The 22,071-nt window shown below is 70.0% G+C and carries 20 protein-coding genes; 13 read left to right on the plus strand and 7 right to left on the minus strand.

All coding sequences use genetic code 11. The features are described 5' to 3' along the window. Positions 1-9: 9 nt before the first annotated feature. Genes tsaB through tsaD form a run of 3 tightly spaced genes read left to right on the plus strand, consistent with a single transcriptional unit; the run spans position 10 to position 2,317 of the window. The gene (gene tsaB, locus ACX80W_RS02550) at positions 10-681 is read left to right on the plus strand and encodes a tRNA (adenosine(37)-N6)-threonylcarbamoyltransferase complex dimerization subunit type 1 TsaB (protein ID WP_459280116.1); all 672 of its coding nucleotides are present in this window, start codon (positions 10-12) and stop codon (positions 679-681) included. Continuing rightward, the gene (gene rimI, locus ACX80W_RS02555; RefSeq protein WP_459280117.1) at positions 678-1,244 is read left to right on the plus strand and encodes a ribosomal protein S18-alanine N-acetyltransferase; all 567 of its coding nucleotides are present in this window, start codon (positions 678-680) and stop codon (positions 1,242-1,244) included. The genes tsaB and rimI overlap by 4 nt, the downstream gene beginning before the upstream one ends. After that, positions 1,241-2,317: a tRNA (adenosine(37)-N6)-threonylcarbamoyltransferase complex transferase subunit TsaD gene (tsaD, locus tag ACX80W_RS02560; RefSeq protein ID WP_459280118.1), complete on the plus strand. Its 1,077-nt coding sequence runs from the start codon at positions 1,241-1,243 to the stop codon at positions 2,315-2,317. The genes rimI and tsaD overlap by 4 nt, the downstream gene beginning before the upstream one ends. Before the next feature lie 19 nt (positions 2,318-2,336). Here the strand turns inward: tsaD and ptsP are convergent, their stop codons facing one another. After that, on the minus strand, positions 2,337-4,022 hold the full coding sequence (ptsP, locus tag ACX80W_RS02565) for a phosphoenolpyruvate--protein phosphotransferase (protein ID WP_459280119.1): 1,686 nt from the start codon (positions 4,020-4,022) through the stop codon (positions 2,337-2,339). Between the two features lie 125 nt (positions 4,023-4,147). On the opposite strand from ptsP, the gene ACX80W_RS02570 reads away from it, so the two are divergent. The 3 genes from ACX80W_RS02570 to ACX80W_RS02580 are packed head-to-tail and all read left to right on the plus strand — an operon-like array spanning position 4,148 to position 8,050. Continuing rightward, entirely contained in the window at positions 4,148-4,873 is a 726-nt protein-coding gene (locus ACX80W_RS02570) for a TetR/AcrR family transcriptional regulator (protein ID WP_459280121.1), read from the plus strand. Positions 4,874-4,931: 58 nt separating this feature from the next. Further along, positions 4,932-6,905: a PTS mannitol transporter subunit IICBA gene (locus ACX80W_RS02575; RefSeq protein WP_459280122.1), complete on the plus strand. Its 1,974-nt coding sequence runs from the start codon at positions 4,932-4,934 to the stop codon at positions 6,903-6,905. Next, positions 6,905-8,050 (plus strand): mannitol-1-phosphate 5-dehydrogenase, encoded by a 1,146-nt coding sequence (locus ACX80W_RS02580; RefSeq protein WP_459280124.1) that lies wholly within the window; start codon positions 6,905-6,907, stop codon positions 8,048-8,050. Before ACX80W_RS02575 ends, ACX80W_RS02580 begins: the two co-directional genes overlap by 1 nt. A gap of 78 nt (positions 8,051-8,128) precedes the next feature. On the opposite strand, the gene ACX80W_RS02585 is transcribed toward ACX80W_RS02580, so the two are convergent. Further along, positions 8,129-8,806: a TetR/AcrR family transcriptional regulator gene (locus ACX80W_RS02585; protein WP_459280125.1), complete on the minus strand. Its 678-nt coding sequence runs from the start codon at positions 8,804-8,806 to the stop codon at positions 8,129-8,131. A gap of 475 nt (positions 8,807-9,281) precedes the next feature. On the opposite strand from ACX80W_RS02585, the gene ACX80W_RS02590 reads away from it, so the two are divergent. Both ACX80W_RS02590 and ACX80W_RS02595 read left to right on the plus strand, forming a co-directional pair. Beyond that, positions 9,282-9,755 (plus strand): DUF4386 domain-containing protein, encoded by a 474-nt coding sequence (locus ACX80W_RS02590; RefSeq protein ID WP_459280127.1) that lies wholly within the window; start codon positions 9,282-9,284, stop codon positions 9,753-9,755. Between the two features lie 225 nt (positions 9,756-9,980). Further along, positions 9,981-10,142 (plus strand): hypothetical protein, encoded by a 162-nt coding sequence (locus ACX80W_RS02595; protein ID WP_459280129.1) that lies wholly within the window; start codon positions 9,981-9,983, stop codon positions 10,140-10,142. A 48-nt stretch (positions 10,143-10,190) separates the two neighbouring features. Here ACX80W_RS02595 and ACX80W_RS02600 read toward each other — a convergent pair whose 3' ends face one another. From ACX80W_RS02600 to ACX80W_RS02610, 3 genes are all read right to left on the minus strand, one after another. Continuing rightward, positions 10,191-10,970, minus strand: a complete 780-nt coding sequence (locus ACX80W_RS02600) for an alpha/beta fold hydrolase (RefSeq protein WP_459280131.1) — start codon at positions 10,968-10,970, stop codon at positions 10,191-10,193. Continuing rightward, positions 10,967-11,494 (minus strand): GNAT family N-acetyltransferase, encoded by a 528-nt coding sequence (locus tag ACX80W_RS02605; RefSeq protein WP_459280133.1) that lies wholly within the window; start codon positions 11,492-11,494, stop codon positions 10,967-10,969. The genes ACX80W_RS02600 and ACX80W_RS02605 overlap by 4 nt, the downstream gene beginning before the upstream one ends. Before the next feature lie 84 nt (positions 11,495-11,578). Beyond that, entirely contained in the window at positions 11,579-12,718 is a 1,140-nt protein-coding gene (locus tag ACX80W_RS02610) for a glutamate--cysteine ligase (protein WP_459280135.1), read from the minus strand. Between the two features lie 158 nt (positions 12,719-12,876). On the opposite strand from ACX80W_RS02610, the gene ACX80W_RS02615 reads away from it, so the two are divergent. Next, on the plus strand, positions 12,877-13,671 hold the full coding sequence (locus tag ACX80W_RS02615) for a shikimate 5-dehydrogenase (protein ID WP_459280202.1): 795 nt from the start codon (positions 12,877-12,879) through the stop codon (positions 13,669-13,671). Between the two features lie 11 nt (positions 13,672-13,682). Here ACX80W_RS02615 and ACX80W_RS02620 read toward each other — a convergent pair whose 3' ends face one another. Next, the gene (locus ACX80W_RS02620; protein WP_459280137.1) at positions 13,683-14,372 is read right to left on the minus strand and encodes an HAD family hydrolase; all 690 of its coding nucleotides are present in this window, start codon (positions 14,370-14,372) and stop codon (positions 13,683-13,685) included. Between the two features lie 162 nt (positions 14,373-14,534). Beyond that, positions 14,535-15,779, minus strand: coding sequence for a THUMP-like domain-containing protein (locus ACX80W_RS02625; RefSeq protein ID WP_459280139.1), 1,245 nt, complete (start codon positions 15,777-15,779; stop codon positions 14,535-14,537). 244 nt (positions 15,780-16,023) lie between these two features. Here ACX80W_RS02625 and groES point away from each other — a divergent pair, with 244 nt between their 5' ends. From groES to guaB, 4 genes are all read left to right on the plus strand, one after another. Then, positions 16,024-16,320: a co-chaperone GroES gene (groES, locus tag ACX80W_RS02630; protein WP_459278926.1), complete on the plus strand. Its 297-nt coding sequence runs from the start codon at positions 16,024-16,026 to the stop codon at positions 16,318-16,320. A gap of 70 nt (positions 16,321-16,390) precedes the next feature. Further along, positions 16,391-18,004 carry a chaperonin GroEL gene (gene groL, locus ACX80W_RS02635; RefSeq protein WP_459280141.1) on the plus strand — a complete coding sequence of 538 codons (1,614 nt, stop codon included), beginning with the start codon at positions 16,391-16,393 and terminating at the stop codon, positions 18,002-18,004. Positions 18,005-18,324: 320 nt separating this feature from the next. Continuing rightward, complete coding sequence (locus tag ACX80W_RS02640; RefSeq protein ID WP_459280143.1) at positions 18,325-20,286, plus strand: acyltransferase family protein; 1,962 nt, start codon at positions 18,325-18,327, stop codon at positions 20,284-20,286. A gap of 139 nt (positions 20,287-20,425) precedes the next feature. Further along, positions 20,426-21,949 (plus strand): IMP dehydrogenase, encoded by a 1,524-nt coding sequence (gene guaB / locus ACX80W_RS02645; RefSeq protein WP_459280145.1) that lies wholly within the window; start codon positions 20,426-20,428, stop codon positions 21,947-21,949. The last annotated feature ends 122 nt before the right edge of the window (positions 21,950-22,071 follow it).

Here is a 22,071-nt window from a genome sequence, read left to right on the forward strand (position 1 = left end):
GCTGTTACGGTGCTTCTTCTTGCCCTGGATACCTCAGCCGCCGCCAGCGCCGCGCTCCTTGACGGGGACGCCGTCATCGGCCGGTTCACCAGTGCCGACACGCGCTCCCACTCGGAGGTCCTCGCCCCCGCGGTCCAGGACCTGCTGCGCGGTGCGGGCGTGGCCGGCCGGGACCTCGGCGGCATAGCCGCCGGCGTCGGTCCGGGCCCCTTCACGGGCCTGCGCGCCGGGCTGGCCACGGCGCGGACCCTGGCCTTCGTCTGGGCGGTGCCCCTGTACGGGGTGATGAGCCTGGACGCCCTCGCGCTGGACGCCGCCGCCGACCCGGCGGCCGCCGGGGAGTTCCTCATCGCCACCGACGCACGCCGGCGCGAGGTGTACTGGGCCCGCTACCGCAGCCCGAAGGACCCGAACGGGCTTCCCATCCTGATCGACGGCCCGCATGTGGGCCCGGCCGGGGAACTGCCGGACCTACCCGTCTTCGGTGCCGGCGCCGGGCTGTACCGGGAGGCACTGCACGCCGTCGACGCCTTCGCCGAGGCGCTGCCGCACGCGGCGGCCCTCGGCCGTACCGCCTCGGCCCGGCTCGCCGCCGGCGTGCCGCTGCTGGACACCACCCCCCTGTACCTGAGGGAATCCGATGCGAAGGTTCCGGGAGCCCGGAAGAAGGTCGGCTCGTGAGCTTCCTCCTGCGGGACCTCGACTACGAGGACATCAGGACGGTCGGTGCGCTGGAGCAGGAGCTCTTCCCCGTCGACGCCTGGCCCGTGCACATGTTCTACGAGGAGTTCTTCCGCCCCGACACCCGCCGTTACGTCGTGGCCGAGGTGGACGGCGAGATCGTCGGCTATGCCGGGGTGATGGTCATCGACTCCACCGCGGACATCCAGACCATCGCCGTCCTTCCCGCCCACGAGGGCCGGGGCATCGGCACGGCCCTGCTGCGTGAACTGCTGGCGGAGGCGGCCCGCCGCGGCGCCCGGGAGGTCCTGCTCGAGGTGCGCGCCGACAATCCCCGCGCCCAGCTCCTCTACAGCCGCACCGGCTTCGAGAAAATCGCCACGCGCCGCCGCTACTACCGGGACGGCGTCGACGCCTGGGTGATGCGCCTTCCCCTCCCACCGGGCGCCCCGGGCTCCGATACGCGACCATCCGACCAGCACCCAGCAGACCAGCAACCATCCGACCAGCAACCATCCGGCCCGCACGGCGGGAACCACGGCACCGAAGGGGACCGGCCATGAACCGCAGCGCACCGCTGGTGCTCGGCATCGAATCCTCCTGCGACGAAACCGGCGTCGGCGTCGTCGCCGGAACCCGGCTGCTCGCCAATGTCGTCTCCTCCTCCATGGACGAACACGTGCGCTTCGGTGGGGTGATCCCCGAGATCGCCTCCCGCGCCCACCTCGACGCGTTCGTCCCAACCCTTCAGCAGGCGCTCACCGAGGCCGGGGTGGGCCTCGAGGACATCGACGCCATCGCGGTCACCACCGGGCCCGGCCTGTCCGGGGCGCTCATGGTGGGCGTGGCCGCCGCCAAGGCGCTCGCCGTCGCCACCGGGAAACCCCTGTACGCGGTGAACCACCTGGTGGCCCACGTCGGCGTCGGCATGCTCGGGGACACCTTCGCCGAAGGGGTCCCGCCGAACCTCGGCGCGCTGCTGGTCTCCGGCGGGCACACCGAAATACTCAAGGTGGGAAGCATCGCCTCGGATGTGCAGCTGCTGGGCTCCACCATCGACGACGCCGCCGGGGAGGCCTACGACAAGACCGCGCGCATCCTCGGCCTCGGCTACCCTGGCGGCCCGGTCATCGACCGCATCGCCGCGCAGGGCGACCCGCGGGCCTTCCGCTTTCCCCGCGGGCTGACCCAGCCCAAGTACATGGGGACCGCCGAGAATCCCGGGCCGCACCGCTACGACTGGTCCTTCAGCGGCCTCAAGACCGCGGTGGCGCGCAGCGTCGAACAGTTCGAGGCCAACGGGGAGCCGGTCCCGGTGGCCGACATCGCCGCCTCCTTCCAGGAGGCCGTGGTCGATGTCATCACCTCCAAGGCCGTCCTGGCCTGCACGGAGCACGGCATCACCAGCCTGCTGCTGGGCGGGGGAGTGGCGGCGAACTCGCGCCTGCGCGCCCTGACGGCCGAACGCTGCGCCGCCGCCGGCATCGAACTGACGGTTCCGCCGGCGTCGCTGTGCACCGACAACGGGGCGATGGTCGCCTCGCTGGGCGCACAGATCGTGATGGACGGCGGCACCCCCAGCGGCCTCGCCTTCGCCACCGACTCGGCCCTGCCGGTCTCGGACATCCTGCTCTAACGCAGGCGCCCGACGCCGGTCAGAGGCCGAGGGACTCCAGGACGGGCAGTTCGGCGCGGACGCGGGTGCGGGCCTCGGCCGCGCTGGGTGCCTTCACCGCGATCTCCGCGAGTTTCCGCGCCTCGTCGAGGCTGACGCTGTTCAGCACCGCCCCCACACCGGCCAGCGCCCGCGGCGTCATGGAAAGGGTCGAGACGCCGAGGCCGACGAGCACCACGGCCAGCGCCGGGTCGGCCGCGGCCTCCCCGCACACCCCGACCGGCTTGGCGTTCCCCTCGGCCACCGAGCCTTCCACGGTGAGCCCGATCAGGCGCAGGACGGCCGGCTGCCAGGCGTTGTTCAGGGCCGCGAGGGAACCGAGCTGCCGGTCGGCGGCCATGGCGTACTGGGTGAGGTCGTTGGTGCCGATACTGGCGAAGCCCACCTCGGCGAGGATCGACTCGGACATCAGCGCCGCCGAGGGCACTTCGACCATCACACCGGGCTTGTTCAGGCCCGCGGCGGTGGTCATCGCGGCAAAGTCGGCGGCCTCTTCGGCGGTGGAGATCATGGGCGCCATCACCCAGACCTCGGCGGAGGACTGTGCCTCGGCCTCGGCGATGGCCTCCAGCTGCCTAGCCAGGACGCCGGGACTTGTCAGGTCGGTGCGGTAGCCGCGGACGCCGAGCGCCGGATTCGGCTCGGTGGTGTCGGTCAGGAAGGGAAGGGGCTTGTCCGCACCGGCGTCGAGCGTGCGCACCACCACCTTCTTTCCCGGGAAGGCGTCGAAGACCCCCTTGTAGGCTTCGACCTGCTCCTCGCGGGTCGGTTCGGTGTCCCGGCCCAGGAAGCAGAACTCCGTGCGGAGCAGGCCCACGCCCTGGGCCCGGGCCTCCGCCGCTCCCCGTGCGTCCTTGGCCCCTCCCACGTTGGCCAGCAGCGGCACCTCGTGGCCGTCCGAGGTCCTCCCGGTGCCGTCGAACTCGGTGAGGGCCGCCGCGGCGGCGGCGTAGGCCTCGGCCGCGGCCCGCTCCTGGGCGCCGGGGTCGACGCTGATGGTTCCCGCGGCCCCGTCGACGTACACCATCGTGCCGGATTCCAGCTCGTCCACGCCGGAGGCGGCAACGACGGCCGGCAGGCCCAGGGACCGGGCGATGATGGCGGTGTGGGACTGCGGCCCGCCGCCGGAGGTGACCAAAGCCAGCACCTTGCCGGGGTCGAGGGTGGCGGTGTCGGCCGGCGCGAGGTCCTCGGCGACGAGGATGAACGGGTCCTCCGAGGACGGGATGCCCGGCGCAGGCAGCCCGCGCAGCTCGGCGACGATCCGGGCCCGCACGTCCAGGACGTCGGTGGCGCGTTCGGCCATGTAGCCGCCGAGGTTGTGGAGCATCTCGGCCACCGAGGCTCCCGCGTCCCAGGCGGCGCGCTCGGCGGAGGTTCCGGCGTTGATGAGCTTAATTGCGTTCTTGACAAGCATGGGGTCCGTGGCCATCATGGCGGTCGCCTCGAGCACGGCCCGGGCGTCGCCGCTGGCGGTCTCGGAACGCTGCTTCAGCTCGGCCTGGACGGCCTTCGTCGCGGACCGCAGTGCGGCGGCGGCGTCGTCGGGCGTTGTGCCCTCGCGGAGCCGCTCGCCCTTGGGGGGTTCACCGACCGGTTTCGGCATCTGGCGGATGGGCCCGATGACCCGGCCCGGGCTGACGCCTACTCCTGAGAAATTCCGCATCGAACGTCCTCATTTCCTTGCCGTGAGCGCATGGACTTCCACCGTACCTGTCCCGGCCCGGGCGCGGGATGCGAAGTGTGTGAACCACTTCATATATCAGCGCTATAGCTGTTACGGTAGCAGGCATGGATACCGCTGGCGAGCCTGCACCGAAGATCAGGCTGCTCAGGGCAGCCGCCTCGCTGCTGGCCGAATCCGGCGGTTCTCCGGTCTCAACGCGCCAGGTGACCAAGCTCGCCCGGGTCACCGCTCCCACCCTGTACCACCACTTCGGTGACAAGGAGGGCCTGTTCGACGCCGTCGTGGCCGAAGGCTTCACCGAGTACCTTGAGGGTGAGCGCAACCTGCCCTCCTCGGGGCGGCCCGTGGAGGACCTGCGGCGTCACTGGGACAACCACGTGCAGTTCGGCCTCGACCATCCGCACCTGTACCTGGTCATGTTCGGCAATATCCGTCCTGAACGCCGTCCCTCGATGGTGGCCGAGGCCGAGGCGTTCCTCGAAGAGGTCCTGGAGAAGGCGGCGGCCGCGGCCCGCCTTGTCGTACCGCCGGCCGAGGCGGCCCGCAGCCTGCTCGCGGCGAACGTCGGCGTGACGCTCATGCTGATCGCCGAACCGGCCTCCAACCGCAGCCTTGAACTGTCGGTGATGACACGTGAGGCCGTCATCTCCGCTATCGCGACCGATTCCGACTCGGACCCGGTCATCGACACCGAGGGCACCCCCTCGGTGGTGGTCGCGGCCATCGCGTTGAATGCAGCGCTGCAGTCATCGCACCCCGACCAGCTCTCCAGCTCCGAGCTGAAGCTCTTCCTCGAGTGGCTCCAACGGATTTCCACCCGGGCGGGCTGACAAGCAACTCATTTATCCACTCCCCGCACTGACGCAGGGACAACGGTTAGGAACGCACGTGGCAACACAAGCAGAAGCGGCGCCCCGCACCAGTGCGCGGGTCCGCGTCCAAAAATTCGGGACCTTCCTGTCCGGAATGATCATGCCCAATATCGGGGCCTTCATCGCGTGGGGCATCATCACCGCGCTCTTCATTGAGAAGGGCTTCTTCCCGGTGGGCGTCCTTGGCGGTTTCGGTGAGAACGCGGCAGGAGAGCCGAACGTCGGACTCGTCGGTCCGATGATCACCTACCTGCTCCCACTGCTCATCGGCTACACCGGTGGGCGCATGGTCCACGGGCTCCGCGGCGGCGTCGTGGGAGCGGCGGCCACCATGGGCGTCATCGTGGGCACCGACATCCCGATGTTCATCGGCGCCATGATCATGGGCCCGCTGACGGCGTTCATCATGAAGAAGTTCGACGGGCTGTGGGCCACGAAGATCCGGCCCGGGTTCGAGATGCTCGTCGACAACTTCTCCGCCGGTATCGTCGCGGCAATCATGGCGGTCTTCGGCCTGTTCGCCGTCGGTCCGCTGGTCACCGCCTTCAGCAACGCGGCCGGGGCCGTCGTGGATTTCCTCGTCACCAACGGGCTGCTGCCCTTCACGAGCATCCTGATCGAACCGGCCAAGGTGCTCTTCCTCAACAACGCCATCAACCACGGCATCCTCACGCCGCTGGCCACCGAGCAGTCCCTGGAGAACGGCAAGTCGATCCTGTTCCTCCTCGAGGCCAACCCCGGCCCGGGCTTCGGCGTCCTGCTCGCCTACATGCTGTTCGGCCGCGGCATCGCCAAGGCCTCGGCACCCGGCGCGGCCCTGATCCACTTCGTGGGCGGCATCCATGAGATCTACTTCCCCTACGTGCTGATGAAGCCCATCATGATCCTCGCCGCGATCGGCGGCGGCATGGCCGGCATCCTGACCCTCGTCATCACCGGGGCGGGCCTGCGCTCCCCGGCGGCGCCCGGCAGCATCATCGCCGTCTACGCGGCGACCGCATCCGACAGCTATGTCGGGGTCACCCTGTCGGTGCTGCTCGCCACCGCGGTGTCCTTCCTGATCGGGTCGGTGATCCTCAAGACCACCAAGAACCCGGCCGACGACGACGGCAGCCTCAGCAACGCCACGGCCCGCATGGAGGACCTCAAGGGCCGCAAGAGTTCGGTCTCCGGCCTGATCGGGGCCAAGGGGGAGGCGACCGCCGGGCCGATCCGCAATGTCGTCTTCGCCTGCGACGCGGGCATGGGCTCCAGCGCCATGGGTGCCTCCGTGCTCCGCAACAAGTTCAAGGCGGCCGGGCTGACCGACGTCACGGTCACCAACTCCTCGATCGCGAACCTCACCGATTCCTACGACCTCGTGGTTACCCACCAGGACCTGACGGACCGGGCCCGACCGCTGACCTCCGGCGCAACCCACGTGTCGGTGGACAACTTCATGAACAGCCCCCGGTACGACGAGATCGTGGAGCTGGCCCGGACCCAGAACGCCGGTGACGGCACCCCGGAGCCGGACAGCGGTGCGCCGGACATCTCCGAGCAGGCCCAGCCCGCCGGGGAGGAAGTCCTCGCCGAGCGCAGCGTCGTCCTGCGGGGGACCGCCACCAACCAGGCCGATGCCATCAACGAGGCCGGACAGCTCCTGGTGGACCGCGGAGCCGTCGACCCGAGTTACATCGATGCGATGCACGAGCGCGAGCGCTCGGTCGCAACGTACATGGGCAACTTCCTGGCCATCCCGCACGGCACCAACGCCGCCAAGGAGTACATCCGGCGCTCGGCGGTCTCGATCGTGCGCTACCCCGAGGGCATCGACTGGAACGGCAAGCAGGTGAAGTTCGTGGTCGGCGTCGCCGGGGTCAACAACGAACACCTCTCGATCCTCTCGGCCATCGCCCGCGTCTTCTCCGACAAGGAGCAGGTGGCGCGCCTCGACCGGGCGGAAAGCGTCGACGAGGTCCTGGCCCTCTTCGGGAAGGTGAACGCCTAGTGAAGGCCGTGCACTTCGGGGCGGGGAACATCGGCCGCGGCTTCGTGGGGCTGCTGCTCCACGAAGCCGGGTACGAGGTGGTGTTCGCCGACGTGGCCGAGGCGCTGATCGACCAGCTCGCCTCCACCCCCTCCTACACCGTCCATGAGGTCGGAGAGGACCCCACGGACAAGAGGGTGGACGGCTACCGGGCCCTGAACTCCCGCTCGCAGGAGGCGGAGGTGATCGAGGAGATCGCCACGGCCGACATGGTCACCACCGCCGTCGGGCCGGGGGTGCTGAAGTTCCTGGCTCCGGTGATCGCCGCAGCCATCGGGCGGCGGTCCCCGGAGGCGCAGCCGCTGCAGGTGATGGCGTGCGAGAACGCCATCAACGCCACCGACCTGCTGCGGCAGGCCATTGTGGACGTCTATTCGGGGGACCGGAGCGGACTGGAGGCGCGGGCGGTCTTCGCCAATACGGCGGTGGATCGGATCGTGCCCAACCAGGCGGCCGGGCAGGGCCTGGACGTGACGGTCGAGACCTTCTACGAATGGGTGATCGACCGCACCCCCTTCGGCGGCAGTGAACCCAGCATCCCCGGGGCGACCTATGTTGACGATCTCGCCCCGTACATCGAGCGCAAGCTGTTCACGGTGAACACCGGACACGCCGCCTGCGCCTACTTCGGCTCCGCCGCTGGGGTGGAGAAGATCTCCGATGCGATGGCGGATCCCGGGGTGGCGCAGCGGGTACGGGCGGTGCTCGATGAGACGAAGCAGCTGCTTGTCACCAAGCACGGCTTCGCCGCCGACGAGCAGGAGGCGTACGTGCAGAAGATCCTGCGCCGGTTCTCCAACCCGCACCTGCCGGACACCGTGGTGCGGGTCGGACGGGCGCCGCTGCGCAAGCTCGGGCGCCACGAACGCTTCGTCGGCCCCGCCGCCGAACTCGCCGAAGGCGGCGTGCACCCGGCCGCCCTGCTGGCGGCGATGGAGGCCGCACTGGCCTTCTCCGACCCGGCCGACCCCGAGGTCGAGGAGCTCGCCCGCATCATCGGGGACAACCCGGCGGAGGAGGCCGTCACCCGGATCACCGGGCTCGACGCCGGACACCCGCTGTTCCCGGCGGTCCTGGAGCTGGTCAAGGCCCGCGCCACGGTGTAGGCACGCCTCCCGCAGCCCGCCGAAAACACAGGAGTGCTCCCCTTCCAGCCCGGAGGGGGAGCACTCCTGCGTCGGGGCTTAATCGGAGGCGGCCCCGTGCGCCGCCTCGATTCCGTCGAGGATGAGCCCCAGGCCGAACGCGAACTCGTCCCCATAGGCGTAGCCGGGTTTCAGGATATGGGTGGCGGCCATCTCGGCGAGGTGGGGGAAGGCGCCGGACACCATGTGCTGCTGGACCAGGATGTCCTCGGTCGCGGCATTGACGTCGCCGGCCTCGCTGAGCGGCAGGGCGGCCTCCTGGAGGGCGAACCCGTCAACGTAGCTGTCGAGCAGCGACATCGCATGCGCGGTCAGCGTCATCGAGAACCCCGCCCCGCGGAGGCAGGCGATCACGGCGTCCAGGTGCCGCAGCGTCGACGCGCCCGGCGTCGACCGCATCAGGCTGATCGCCCACGGGTGCCGCGCCCAGGCGGCGCGCGCGGAGTGCGCGCGGTCCTCCAGCGCCGTCCGCCACGGGGCATCCACGGGAGGCAGGGCAATCTCATCGAACACGAGGTCGACCATGCCGTCGATGAGGTCGTCCTTGTTTTTCACGTGGTAGTAGAGCGACATGGCCTCCACCCCGAGTGCCTGGGCGAGCCGGCGCATGCTCAGCGATTCAAGGCCACCGGCGTCGGCCAGGGTTACCGCCATCCGGACCGCCCGCGCCCGGGAGACGGGATCCCGGTGGGTCTTTGGCCCGCGTGTCGATGCCATCCCTGTCCCTCCATGGATTTCCGCAGCCGGTTCCCACCCGCTCTTCCCAAAGCCTACCTTACGGCGTATGGTGGGGACAGTTCCCTACCTTACACCGTCAGGTAACCCGGCGCAGCCCCTGAAGAACTCTTCCTCCCGGGGAACGCACTTTCCGAGGCCGCCGCTCCAGTACTGCCGGGGTGCCGGCCGGAATCCTGATCAGGTTGGAGGCCGCACTGCGGCCCAGTGAGGGGAACCATCGCAATGACTGAACTGCAGACGCAATCATCAAGGACCGCCCGGCTGGTGGGGGCGCTGTTCCTGGGCGGCTTCCTGACCTACGGGGTGGGCAGCATCCTCACCTCGACCGCCACGGCGGCGCCGGACGTCCTCGCCGAGGTGTCCTCGAACCCGCTGTTTCCAGTCGGTGCGGTGCTGATGCTGCTCAACTCGGCCGCCGTCACCGGCATCGGGGTGCTGCTGTTCCCGGTTCTGGGTGCGGCACAGCCGGGCCGTCGCCGCGGGATACCTCGCCTCGAGGATCTTCGAGGCGGTCCTTCTCGCCGTCGGCGTCGTGAGCCTCCTGTCCCTGACCGGGATAGGCACGGAGGCTGCCGGGGGCGGACTCGACGCCGGCTGTCTCCAGAGCCTTGGCGCGCTCGCCATCAACGGGAACTTCCTCTCCTACCAGGTCGCGATGGCCGGGCTCGGAATCGGCAGCGTCTTCTTCTGCTCCCTGCTGCTGCGGGCCCGGTTGGTACCGCGTTTCCTCGCCGTCTGGGGGCTGGCCGGCTACGCGGTCTTGGCCTCCGGGGCCGTCCTGGAGCTGCTGGGCTTCGCCGGGCTCGGAATGATCTTCAGTGTGCCGGGCGGGCTCTTCGAGCTGTTCCTCGGGATCTGGCTTATCGCCAGGGGGTTCAGGGTGGTTCCCGCAGCCGTGCTTCCGGAGGAAAGAATGCCGGTGGGTTGACCGTCCTGCACGGGCCCCAGCACGCCGGCGCGCGGCGGCCCGGTCCCACCACGGGAAGCGTCCCACCACGGGAAGCGACCTACCACGGGAAGGGGAGTCCAGCCATCGAAAGCAGGACGGCGGGCGCACCGTGCACGAACGCCTGGCGCAGCGGGCGCGCAGCGGTACGATCGGCGGAGACAGCCCGGTTTGGTTCAGGGCTGGCACAACAGCAGGGAGGACGCCATGACCAGCGAAACACCCGATCCGGCGCAGGAGCTCGACAGCAGCGACATCGAAGCCATCCAGAACGACGAGGGCCTGATCCAGGCCGACCGGGTGGAACTGATCACCAGCCGGCTCGAGGAAGAGGACGCCGACCCGGACCGGGATCCGCCCGCCCCCTGAGCGGCGCGGGGCGCCGGGGCGCCCGCCCGCTGCCAGAGTGCGGCAGCGTCACCGGCGAAGGAAGTCGCTGACGCGCCCGGCGAGAACGCCCGGGTCGACATTGTGGCCCTGGCCATCGAGGAGATCGAACTCCGCACCGGGGATCAGCTCCGCAATGCCGCGCGAACCCCACTGCAGGAACCCCGGGGAGGCGCCACCGGCCAGGGCGAGGGTGCGGGCGGTCACGGAGGCCAGTTCGGCCGGGAGGCTGCTGTCGCCCATGATGGCGTCGTCGTAGCCGAGGGTGGGGGCGAGGGCCGTCATCCCCTGCCAGGCGGGCGAGGATTTCAGCTGCTCGACTGCAGGCCCGGGCATCCCGACCCGGGCCAGGAATGCCGCCACCGCACCATCGCGGTCTCCGGCGCCCAGCGCCGAACCCAGCTCCGCCGTATAGGCGCTGGCCCCCGGCCGGGCGGGCTCGGGCATGAAGGGAGGCTCAAAGACGATCAGCTCGGCGACCTCCCCGCCGAGGCGGGCCGCGGCCAGGGCGGCCAACGCCCCTCCGGAGGACAGTCCCAGCAGGGTGGCCGGAGCGCCGACCGCGCCGATGAGGGCCGCGATGTCCTCGATCTCCCGGTCCACGGCGTAGGGAAGGGTGTCGCCGCTGGCCCCGCGGCCCCTGCGGTCGTAGAGCACGACGGTGCGGGCCGCCGCCAGCCCGGGGGCGATGGCGCGCATCGGCCCCGAATCCCGGTGGCACATGGCGCCGTCGATGAGGATGACCGCCGGGCCCGCCCCCTGGGCTTCGTAGCCGATGCGGGTTCCGTCGGAGGAGTGCACCTCGCTCATCGGTGGGTTCCTTCCCTGGGGTCCTCGACCGTTCGCCCGGCGCCCCCGGCCGCCTCCCCGCCGGACAGCTGTTTCTTCATCTGGATTGCGGTGGTCGTGTAGCCGAGTTGTTCGTAGAGCCGTTGGGCGGGCCCATTGTGCCCGAAGACGTTGAGCCCGAGCGAGGACGCACCGCTCCGGCGTGCCTCCTCCTCGGCCAGCAGCATCGCCTGCCGGCCGAGTCCCCGGTGTCGAAACGGTTCGTCGACGGCGATGTCGTACACCCACCAGGCATCCTTTTGCTCCTCCGTGGGCCCGATCCAGAGGTAGCCCACCGGTGACTCCTCCGCCACCAAGTCGAAGACAAGGTGGCCGGGGGCGGGTCTTCCGGCCGGGAAGAACGCTTGAAGGGAGCGCCCGGCGTTGGCCCGGGCCTGCTCGATTGTCTCCCCGGCCATCACCCGTTCGTCGATATAGGTGCTCATGCTGCCGGCAAGCCAGCGGCCCAGCCTTTCTGCGGGCATGGGGGAGAGGACGATCTGCATGGCTGATCCTCTCACGGGGGTGCTCCGGCGGCCAGGCCGGCACGGGTCCGGGTCCCTGTGCCGGCGGCGCGTTGGGGCCGGGCGCTACCGGCGCAGCTGGTCGACCATGTCGAGGACGACGGCCCGCAGGTTGCCGCCGTTTTCCTCGGCGACCCGGCGCTGGCGCTGGTAGCCGGCGCCCCGGGTGATGATCGTTTCGACGTCGGCCAGCTCATCGCTGCAGCCCAGCTTGGCGGCGACCGGCTCCAGCCGGTTGAGCACCTCGGTGAGGTGCTCGGTGACTAGCTGTTCCTTGCCGGAGGCGTCGAGGATGATGACGGCGTCGAGGCCGTACCGGGCGGCCCGCCACTTGTTCTCCTGCACGTGCCACGGCGGCATCGTGGGGATGGTTTCCCCGGCGTCAAGCTGGCTGGAGAACTCGTCGACGAGGCACTGGGTGAGCGCGGCGACGGCGCCGACGTCCTGCAGGGTGGACAGTCCGTCGCAGACCCGCATCTCGACGGTGCCGAGGTTGCCGACCGGGCGGACGTCCCAGCGGATCTCGCTCACCGAGTCGATGACCCCGGTGGTGAACATGTCCGAGACGTACGCCTCGTACGCCTGCCAGTCCGGGAACTGGAAGGGCAGGCCCGCTGTGGGAAGCTGCTGGAACAGCAGGGCCCGCTGGGAGGCATAGCCGGTGTCCTCACCGCACCAGAAGGGGGAGGAGGCCGAGAGCGCCTGGAAGTGTGGGAAGTAGTTGATGAGGCCGTCCAGCACCGGCAGGGCCTTGTCCCGCGAATCGAGGCCCACGTGCACGTGCACGCCGTAGATCACCATCTGGCGGCCCCACCACTGCGTGCGGTCGATCAGCTTGAAGTAGCGTTCCTTGTCCGAGACGTGCTGGGAGCGGGGGGCGCTGAAGGGGTGGGACCCGGCGGAGAACAGCTCGACGCCCATCGGGTCGGTCACCTCCCGCACCGCGGCCAGGGACCGGCTCAGGTCCGCCTTCGCCTCGGCGACCGTTGTGCAGACGCCGGTGACGAGTTCGACGGTGTTGAGCAGCAGCTCCTGCTTGATGTGGGGGTGTTCCTCGTCGTCCTGGAGCTCGGGATGGTTCGCGGTGACCCCGCGCAGGACCTCCTCGGCGGCCGAAACAAGCTCTCCGCTGTGCCGGTCCACGAGGGCCAGCTCCCACTCCACTCCCAGGGTGGACTGGGCTGAGCGGGCAAAATCGATCTTCATGGGCTGGCTCCTGACCGGTACCGGACTGTGTGCTGGTTTCTCGCCTCGGCAGCGCGTCATCGCGAATGAGAACTGAGCCCAATCGTAGTGCAGGGCCCGCACCGGCGCGCACGGCGATCGGATGGAACAATGGGCACGTGCCGATCCTCAATAAAGACATGACCCTGTGCATCTCCCTCGCCGCCCGGCCCAGCAATATCGGGACACGGTTCCACAACTATCTGTACGACGAGCTGGGGCTGAACTACATCTACAAGGCGTTCACCACCACGGACCTGCCCGCGGCGATCGGCGGGGTGCGCGCGCTGGGGATCCGCGGCTGCGCCATCTCCATGCCCTTCAAGGAGGACGTCATCGCCCTCGTCGACCGCATGGACCCCTCGGCGACGGCGATCGATTCGGTCAACACCATCGTCAACGACGACGGCGTCCTCACTGCCTACAACACCGACTACCTCGCCGTGGCCCGGCTGCTGGCCGACCACCGGGTGTCCACGGACCATTCGGTGCTGGTGCGCGGCTCCGGCGGCATGGCCAAGGCGGTCGTGGCGGCGGTGCGAGACTCCGGATTCCGGGACGTGACGGTGGTGGCGCGGAACGAGGAGGCCGGCCGGGCCCTGGCCGGGCTGTACGGGTTCGCGTGGCAGCAGGACGTCGGTTCCTCCACCGCCGGGCTGCTGATCAATGTCACCCCGGTGGGGATGGCCGGCCCGGACGCCGACGAGGTCTCCTTCCCCGCCGCGGCGATCGAGGCGGCCTCGGTGGTGTTCGACGTCGTCGCCCTGCCCTCGGAGACCCCGCTGATCCGTGCCGCGCGCGGCGCGGGCAAGCCGGTGATCACCGGCGCCGAGGTGATCGCGCTGCAGGCTGAGGAGCAGTTCGTGCTCTACACCGGGGTGCGTCCCACCCCGGAGCAGGTGGCCGCCGCGGGCGAGTTCTCCCGGCAGGGGTAACCGGCGGGCCGCTAGGTCAGCAGCTTCGCCAGGGGGCTGCCGGCGAAGTTTCTCAGGAGCGTCCGGACGTCCTTGTACACCTCGGCGGCGCCGGCGTCGCGCAGTTCGGCCTCGCTGGTGCCCCCGGTGGTGATGCCGATGGTGGGGATGTCGAGCTCGGTCGCCGAGAACACGTCCCAGACCGAGTCGCCCACGAAGACCGTGTTGGCCGCCTCAAGACCGCCGGCTTCGAGGGCGGCCTGGAGGATGTCGGGGGAGGGCTTGCTGTTCTCGGCGTCCGAGGAACTCGTGGCGCCGGTGATGGCGGCGTCGGCGTCGATGACGCTGCGGAGCACCTCGAGTTCCTTCCCGGAGGCGGAGGAGGCGAGGACCACGACGAGGCCCTCGTCGAAGCAGCGGCCCAGCAGGTCGCCGGCGCCGTCGAAGCTGCGCAGCGAGGGCCAGTAGGTCGAAAACACGGCGCCGTGCGTCGCGTCGAGCTCCCCGTCGAGGGAGGCGTCGCGGTCCTCACCGAGCAGGTGCTCGACGAGCTTGTCACCGCCCATGCCGATCGCCCGGTGGATCTCCGCCATCGGCACGTCGTGCCCGAAGCGGCGGAAGGCCTGCCACCAGGCGATCGTGTGCTGATAGTTGGAGTCGACGAGGGTTCCGTCGACGTCGAAGAGGACGCCGCGGCGCGGGGACGATGGTTGGGGGGTCATGGCTGCCACCTTGCTTTCCGGAGTTGCCCCGAGTCTAGTGAAGCGGCGCCCGTGCCCGGCGGATTTCTCCGGCTGGCCCGCGGCGCGGCCGTCCGGTACACGCCCGGGTCCCGGCGCGCCCGGGCCACCCGGCGGGGGACGACGGGGGACGGCGGCGCCGCCCTAGGCGTCCTGCGCGGGGTGCGCCGGGACCGGCTCCACGACAAGGGCCACCCGGTCGTCGCCGATCCGGGTCAGCACCAGGGTGGCCTTCTTCCGGGCCTTCCCGGAGCCGCTGAGCAGCTGGCGCCGGACCTCCTCGGGGGTCACCGAGGTGCCGCGCTTCTTGATGTCCAGCACGCCGATGCCTTCGGCGCGGACCCACTGCTTGAGGGCCTTGATGTTGAACGGCCGGGTCTCGACGATCCGGTAGGGGCGGGCGAACGGGGTCTCGCGCAGCTCCGGGGCGCAGATGTACGCGATCCGGGGATCGAGGAGGTGCCCGGCGAGCCGCTCCGCGACGTCGGCGACGAGGCCCGCGCGGATGACCGCTCCGTCCGGCTCGTACAGGTAGCCCTCCGGTGCGCCCACGGGCGCCTCCGGGCCCGCCCCGAAGTCCTCGGTGCTGGTCAGTTCGGCTGCGCCGTGGGCGCTGAGCACGAGGGCGGCGCGGCGCACACCGGGCCGGCGCAGCGCGTTGAACCACAGGGCCACCTCGGTCACGTCGCCGTCCACCGAGACCCACTGCGCCTCGCAGTCCGCCGGCACCGCCTCGTGCGGGATCCCGGGGCCCAGCTTCACCCCGACCGGGATGCCGCGGCCGGCGAGGTCCTCGACGAAGGACAGCGGGGGAGAGAACGCCTCGGGATCGAACAGGCGGGTCGTGCCCGAGGTCGAGGTGCTGCGGCGGGCCGGGTCGAGCCACACGCCGTCGTACTTCGTCATATCGACGCTCGACGCATCGGCGTTCAGCACCGACGCATTCGGCCAGGGCAGCAGGTTCATTGTCGCGGCGGCCGCGGTCGTCTCATCGAGCTCGACGGCAGTCACCTGCCGTTCCAGCGTCGCAAGGGCCATGGAGTCCGCACCGATCCCGCAGCCCAGGTCCGCCACCCGCAGCAGATCCGCCGTCACGTACCGCTGGGCGTGGTGGGCCGCGACCCGCAGCCGGGTCGCCTGTTCAAGGCCCGCGGGGGTGAACACCATCCGGTCCGCGAAGCCGCCGAACTTCGCGTGGGCCTTGGCCCGCAGGCGGGACTGGGTCAGGGCCGCCGCCACCACCTCCGGGGCGTGGCCGGACCTGCGCAGCTGTTCGCTCAGCTGCAGGCTGCCGGCCTCCGAGTAGGGCCCCAGCGAGTTCAGCAGCTCCCAGCCCTGCGGGGTGAGGATCGGTGCCAGGTTGTCGGTGGGGGGATTCTCGAAAGCCATGGTCCAACCCTAGGCGACGCGCCCGGGGCCGCGCTGCGCGCCGCCGGGCGCCGGCCGGGGTCCCGGAAACCGGGCGATCTGGCACTCGCCTTGACCGAGTGCTAACCAGTGCATAAAGTCAGGGTTGGCACTCTCACTAGGAGGGTGCTAATCCCGAGGAAAGTGCCGGCCGGCACCGCGACGACGGCCAGTGCTGCACCGACGGCCTACATTCCATTAGTAACGAACGCAAAGGAGAGCCCGAGTGTCGGTCTCTATTAAGCCTCTTGAGGATCGTATTGTTGTCCGCCCGCTGGAAGCCGAGCAGACAACTGCTTCCGGCCTGGTCATCCCGGATACCGCTAAGGAGAAGCCCCAGGAGGGCGAAGTTGTAGCTGTAGGGCCGGGCCGTGTCGACGACAACGGCAACCGCGTTCCCGTCGACGTTGCCGAAGGCGACGTCGTCATCTACTCGAAGTACGGCGGAACCGAGGTCAAGCACGGCGGCCAGGAATACCTGGTTCTCTCGGCGCGCGACGTCCTGGCGATCGTCGTTAAGTAGTTTTTCCCAGAAGGACCCCGGCCTTTCTGGCCGGGGTCTTTCCACTGCACAAGCCTGAAAGGAACAAGACATGGCAAAGCAGTTGGAGTTCAACGATGCAGCCCGCCGCGCACTCGAGGCCGGCGTCGACAAGCTTGCAAACACCGTCAAGGTGACGCTTGGCCCGCGCGGACGCAACGTCGTGCTGGACAAGAAGTGGGGCGCTCCCACGATCACGAACGACGGCGTCACGATCGCCCGTGAGGTCGAACTCGACGATCCCTACGAAAACCTCGGCGCCCAGCTGGCCAAGGAAGTAGCGACCAAGACCAACGATGTCGCCGGTGACGGCACCACCACGGCCACCGTCCTCGCCCAGGCCCTGGTCAAGGAAGGCCTGCGCAACGTGGCCGCCGGCGCCGCTCCGGGCCAGCTCAAGCATGGCATCGAGGTCGCGGTCGAGGCCGTCGCCGCGCGCCTGCTGGAGAATGCCAAGGAAGTTGTCGGCCACCAGACCGCCAGCGTCGCCGCGATCTCCGCCCAGAGCACCGAGGTCGGCGACCTGCTCGCCGAGGCGTTCGACAAGGTCGGCAAGGACGGCGTCATCACCATCGAGGAGTCCTCCTCGACCGTGACCGAACTCGTCCTGACCGAAGGCATGCAGTTCGACAAGGGCTACCTCTCGCCGTACTTCGTGACCGACGCCGAGCGCCAGGAAGCCGTCCTCGAGGACGCGCTGATCCTGATCAACTCCGGCAAGATCTCCTCCCTGGCGGAATTCCTTCCCCTGCTGGAGAAGGCCCTGCAGGCCGGCAAGCCGCTGTTCATCATCGCCGAGGACATCGAAGGCGAAGCGCTGTCCACCCTCGTGGTCAACAAGATCCGCGGCACCCTGAATGCCGTCGCCGTGAAGGCGCCGGGCTTCGGTGACCGCCGCAAGGCCATGATGCAGGACATCGCCACCCTCACCGGTGCACAGGTCGTTTCCCCCGACCTGGGCCTGAAGCTCGACCAGGTCGGCCTCGAGGTGCTGGGTTCGGCCCGCCGCATCACGGTCACCAAGGACGCCACCACCATCGTCGACGGAGCGGGCGAAGCCTCCGACGTCGCCGACCGCGTGGCGCAGATCCGCGCCGAGGTCGAGCGCACCGATTCCGACTGGGACCGCGAGAAGCTCCAGGAGCGCCTGGCCAAGCTGTCCGGCGGGGTGGGTGTCATCAAGGTCGGTGCCGCCACCGAGGTTGAGCTGAAGGAAAAGAAGCACCGCATCGAGGACGCCGTCTCCGCGACGCGCGCCGCACTCGATGAGGGCATCGTCGCAGGCGGCGGCTCGGCGCTGGTCCAGGCCGGCAAGGCCCTGGACACCGACAGCAGCGTCCTCGCCCTCGAGGGCGACGCCGCCACCGCCATCGGCCTGGTGCGCCGCGCCCTGGCGCAGCCGCTGCGCTGGATCGCGGAGAACGCCGGCCACGAGGGCTATGTCGTTGTCGCCAAGGTCTCCGAGCTCGAGGACGGGCACGGCTTCAACGCCGTCACCGGCGAGTACGAGAACCTGATCGACGCCGGCATCATCGACCCGGTCAAGGTGACCCGGTCGGCGCTGCGCAACGCAGCCTCGATCGCGGCGCTGGTCCTCACGACCGAAACCCTGGTCGTCGAGAAGCCCGCGGAGGACGACGAGGACGGCCACGGCCACAGCCACTAGTTCCCGCAGCGCAGGGCCCCCCACGGGCCCTGACCGCACGCGAAGCACCCCGGCCGGGTCCACCCGGCCGGGGTGCTTCGCTTAACGGGCCCCTGGCCGGTTCCCGTTCCCCGGCCCCTTCATCCGACGGCGACCGGAACCTCCCTCCATTGCGGATTGGTAAACTGGAGCTTTGTGCCGCCGGCGCCGGCGGCCGGAGGAACGTCTTCACGGCGCCCGGAGACACCGGAAGGGTCGATGTGGGAGTAACCAGAACTGCACCAACGGAAAGCCGCCCCGCGGCCCCAGCGGCGCGCCAGCGGCGGCCCGAGGTCCAGGGGTTGCGCGCCCTCGCCGTGGTCATGGTCGTTCTCTACCACGTGTGGCTGGGGCGGGTCTCCGGCGGCGTCGACGTGTTCCTGCTGATCTCGGCCTTCCTGCTCACGTTCTCCTTCGTCGGCAAGGTCGAGTCGGGCCGGCCGCTGCAGCTGCTGCGGTACTGGCTGGGGCTCTTCCGGCGCCTCCTGCCCGCCGCCGTCGTCGTCCTGGTCGCCGTGCTGGCCGCCACGGCCGTGCTGGCCCCGCCCTCCCGGTGGCCCGGGATCTTCGACCAGACCTGGGCGTCGCTGCTGTACGTGCAGAACTGGGAACTGGCCGCCAACGCCGTCGACTACTACGCGCAGGACGACAGCAACGCCAGCCCGCTGCAGCACTTCTGGTCCCTCTCCATCCAGGGCCAGGTCTTCCTGCTGTGGCCGCTGCTGTTCGCCGTCTCCGCCCTCGCCGCGCGGGCCGCCCGGCGGCGCTACCGCACAGTGCTGATCTGGGTGTTCGGGGCGGTCTTCGCCCTCTCCCTCGCCTTCTCCGTCTGGCAGACCACCCACCACCAGGCCGCCGCGTACTTCGACACCCGCTCCCGGCTGTGGGAGTTCGCGCTGGGCTCGCTCGTCGCGCTGCTCCTGCCATATGCCCGGTTCGGCATACGCACCCGGGTGGTGCTTGGCTGGCTGGGACTGGTGGCCATGCTCAGCTGCGGGCTGCTGCTGCAGGTGCAGCAGCAGTTCCCCGGCTGGATCGCCCTGTGGCCGACCCTGGCCGCCGCCTCCATCCTCGCCGCCGGGCGCACCGAACACCGCTTCGGCGTCGACCGCCTGCTGAGCGCGGCGCCGCTGGTGCGCCTCGGCGACAACTCCTACGCCCTATACCTCTGGCACTGGCCGGTCCTCGTCTTCTGGCTGATGACCGCGCGCAAGCCCGAGGCCGGACTGCTCGACGGCGCGGTCGTGATCGCCGTGTCGCTGGTGCTCGCCTACGCCACCACCCGGTTCGTCGAGGTGCCCGTTCGGTCCTGGCCCTGGCCGACGCTGCACCGGCGGCGGACGGGCCTGGTCGTGGCCGTGACGCTGGCCGTGGTCGCGGTGCCCCTCTCCGGCTGGGAACTCAAGGTCCAGGCCCAGGCGGCCGCCGCGGGGATGCAGACGGTGCACGACAACCCCGGCGCGCGGGCGCTGGCCCCCGGGTTCGAGTACCGCGGGGCCGACGACGCCGTGGTCCTTCCGCTCGCCAGCGCCCTGGGCGCGGAGTGGGCCGACTATGACGGCCGCTGCGAAGGCCCCCTGGCCCCCACCAACCCGGTGATCGAGTTCTGCCACCAGGCCGGCAACGCCGAGTCGCCGGAGCACACGGTGCTGATCCTCGGCGATTCGCACGCCCAGATGTGGCTGACCGCGGTGGGCGCGATGGCCGCCGAGCGGAACTGGAACGCCATCCTGGTGCACAAGCCCGCCTGCCGGTACGGGGCCCAGTCGTCCGCCCTGAGCCCGGAGTGCAACGCGCACAACGCTGCGGCCCTCGAGTACGCCCTGGACCTCGAGCCGGACGCCGTGCTGACGGTTGGGTCCAAGACCGAGTGGAGCTCCCCGGCCGAAACCGTCCCGGAGGGCTACGCCGCCGGGGTGCAGCCCTTCCTGGACCGGGGAATCGAGGTCGTGGCGCTGCGCGACACCCCGCGGTTCGAGTTCGACATGGCCGAATGCATCGAGCTCAACAGCGCCGATCCCGACGCCTGCGCGCTGCCCCGCTCCGAACTGCTCGCCGACGTGTCCCCGCTCGTTCAGGTCGCCCGGGACAATCCCGGCATCGGCGTGCTGGACCTGACCGATCAGCTGTGCACCGCCACGACCTGCCAGGGGCTGGTCGGGAACGTCCTGGTCTACAAGGACCGCGACCACCTGACACGGACCTACGTGAAGACGGTCGAGCCGGCCTTCACCGAGCGCTTCCTGGCCCTCACCGGCTGGTGAGCGCCAGGGCCCCCCGGTGTCCCCGCACCGTGGGCGGAATAGGGGCCGGCAATGAATGGTTTTAGAATGGTTAAGAGCCGGACGGCAGAGCCGCCGATGGCACCCCACCCGCGGTGACACCCCCGAAAGAGGACAATTAGTGACCCTGTCTGAGCAGAACGAGCCCCACGACCCCTTCGGCTTCATCGGTCTGACCTACGACGATGTGCTGCTGCTGCCCGGCCACACCGACGTCATCCCGTCCGAGGCGGACACCTCCTCGCGGGTGTCCAAGCGGATCTCCGTCCAGACCCCGCTGCTCTCCGCCGCCATGGACACCGTGACCGAGGCGCGCATGGCCGTCGCCATGGCCCGCCAGGGCGGGCTCGGCGTGATCCACCGCAACCTCTCGATCGCCGACCAGGCCGAGCAGGTCGACCGGGTCAAGCGCAGCGAGTCCGGCATGATCACCAACCCGCTGACCATCGGCCCCGACGCCACCCTGGCCCAGCTCGATGAGCTGTGCGGGCAGTACCGCGTCTCCGGCCTGCCCGTCGTCGACGATTTCGGGCACCTGCTCGGCATCGTCACCAACCGCGACACCCGTTTCGTACCCGAGAGCGAGTTCCCGCAGCGCCTCGTGCGCGAGGTCATGACCAAGATGCCGCTGATCACCGGCCGCGTCGGCATCAGCGGGGACGAGGCCATCGCCCTGCTCGGCACGAACAAGATTGAAAAGCTTCCCCTCGTCGATGACGAAGGGATCCTCCGCGGCCTCATCACCGTCAAGGACTTCACCAAGGCCGAGCAGTACCCCCTGGCCACCAAGGACGACGACGGCCGCCTCCGGGTCGGTGCCGCCATCGGCTTCTTCGGCGACGGCTGGGAGCGCGCCATGGCGCTCGTCGACGCCGGCGTCGACGCCCTCTTCGTGGACACGGCCAACGGCCACAGCGCCGGCGTCCTCGAGATGGTCGCCCGGCTCAAGGCCGAGAAGTCCCTGGCACACGTCGACATCATCGCCGGCCAGGCCGCGACCCGCGCCGGCGCCCAGGCCCTGATCGACGCCGGTGCCGACGGCATCAAGGTCGGCGTCGGGCCCGGATCGATCTGCACCACCCGCGTCGTTGCCGGCGTCGGGGTTCCCCAGGTCACCGCCATCTACGAATCCGCGAAGGCCGCGATCCCGGCCGGCGTGCCGCTCATCGCCGACGGCGGCCTCCAGTACTCGGGCGACATCGGCAAGGCACTCGTGGCCGGCGCCGACACCGTGATGCTCGGCTCGCTGCTCGCCGGTTCGGCCGAGGCCCCCGGCGAACTGGTCTTCGTCAACGGCAAGCAGTACAAGACCTACCGCGGCATGGGCTCGCTCGGCGCCATGCAGACCCGCGGGAAGAACACCTCCTACTCCAAGGACCGCTACTTCCAGGCCGACGTCAGCGGGGACGACAAGCTGATCCCCGAGGGTGTCGAGGGCCGGGTCGCCTACCGCGGGCCGCTGGCCTCGGTGGCGTACCAGCTGGTCGGCGGGCTCCGCCAGACGATGTTCTACACCGGTGCACGCACCATCCCCGAGCTCAAGGCCAAGGGCAAGTTCGTGCGGATCACCGCGGCCGGGCTCAAGGAGTCCCACCCGCATGACATCCAGATGACGGTGGAGGCCCCGAACTACGGTTCGAAGTAGGTTCCGCCCGGTCGTTCACGAGGGCCTTCCGCCACCCGCAGGGGTGGAGGGAGGCCCTCGGCGTGTCAGGGCGTCCCCGTCGTCGTCATTCCTGCCGCCGAGTGTGCACGTAACCCGTCCCC

The sequence above is a fragment of the Arthrobacter melezitosi genome (assembly GCF_054511055.1).

Coding starts and splice junctions, on each gene's coding strand:
- ACX80W_RS02625 (WP_459280139.1), bottom strand. CDS start 15,779: ATGGCTTTCGAGAATCCCCCCACCGACAACCTGGCACCGATCCTCACC.
- ACX80W_RS02600 (WP_459280131.1), bottom strand. CDS start 10,970: ATGAGCGAGGTGCACTCCTCCGACGGAACCCGCATCGGCTACGAAGCC.
- ACX80W_RS02615 (WP_459280202.1), top strand. CDS start 12,877: ATGACCCTGTGCATCTCCCTCGCCGCCCGGCCCAGCAATATCGGGACA.
- ACX80W_RS02570 (WP_459280121.1), top strand. CDS start 4,148: ATGGATACCGCTGGCGAGCCTGCACCGAAGATCAGGCTGCTCAGGGCA.
- tsaD (WP_459280118.1), top strand. CDS start 1,241: ATGAACCGCAGCGCACCGCTGGTGCTCGGCATCGAATCCTCCTGCGAC.
- ACX80W_RS02620 (WP_459280137.1), bottom strand. CDS start 14,372: ATGACCCCCCAACCATCGTCCCCGCGCCGCGGCGTCCTCTTCGACGTC.
- ACX80W_RS02605 (WP_459280133.1), bottom strand. CDS start 11,494: ATGCAGATCGTCCTCTCCCCCATGCCCGCAGAAAGGCTGGGCCGCTGG.
- groL (WP_459280141.1), top strand. CDS start 16,391: ATGGCAAAGCAGTTGGAGTTCAACGATGCAGCCCGCCGCGCACTCGAG.
- ptsP (WP_459280119.1), bottom strand. CDS start 4,022: ATGCGGAATTTCTCAGGAGTAGGCGTCAGCCCGGGCCGGGTCATCGGG.
- ACX80W_RS02585 (WP_459280125.1), bottom strand. CDS start 8,806: ATGGCATCGACACGCGGGCCAAAGACCCACCGGGATCCCGTCTCCCGG.
- ACX80W_RS02610 (WP_459280135.1), bottom strand. CDS start 12,718: ATGAAGATCGATTTTGCCCGCTCAGCCCAGTCCACCCTGGGAGTGGAG.
- ACX80W_RS02595 (WP_459280129.1), top strand. CDS start 9,981: ATGACCAGCGAAACACCCGATCCGGCGCAGGAGCTCGACAGCAGCGAC.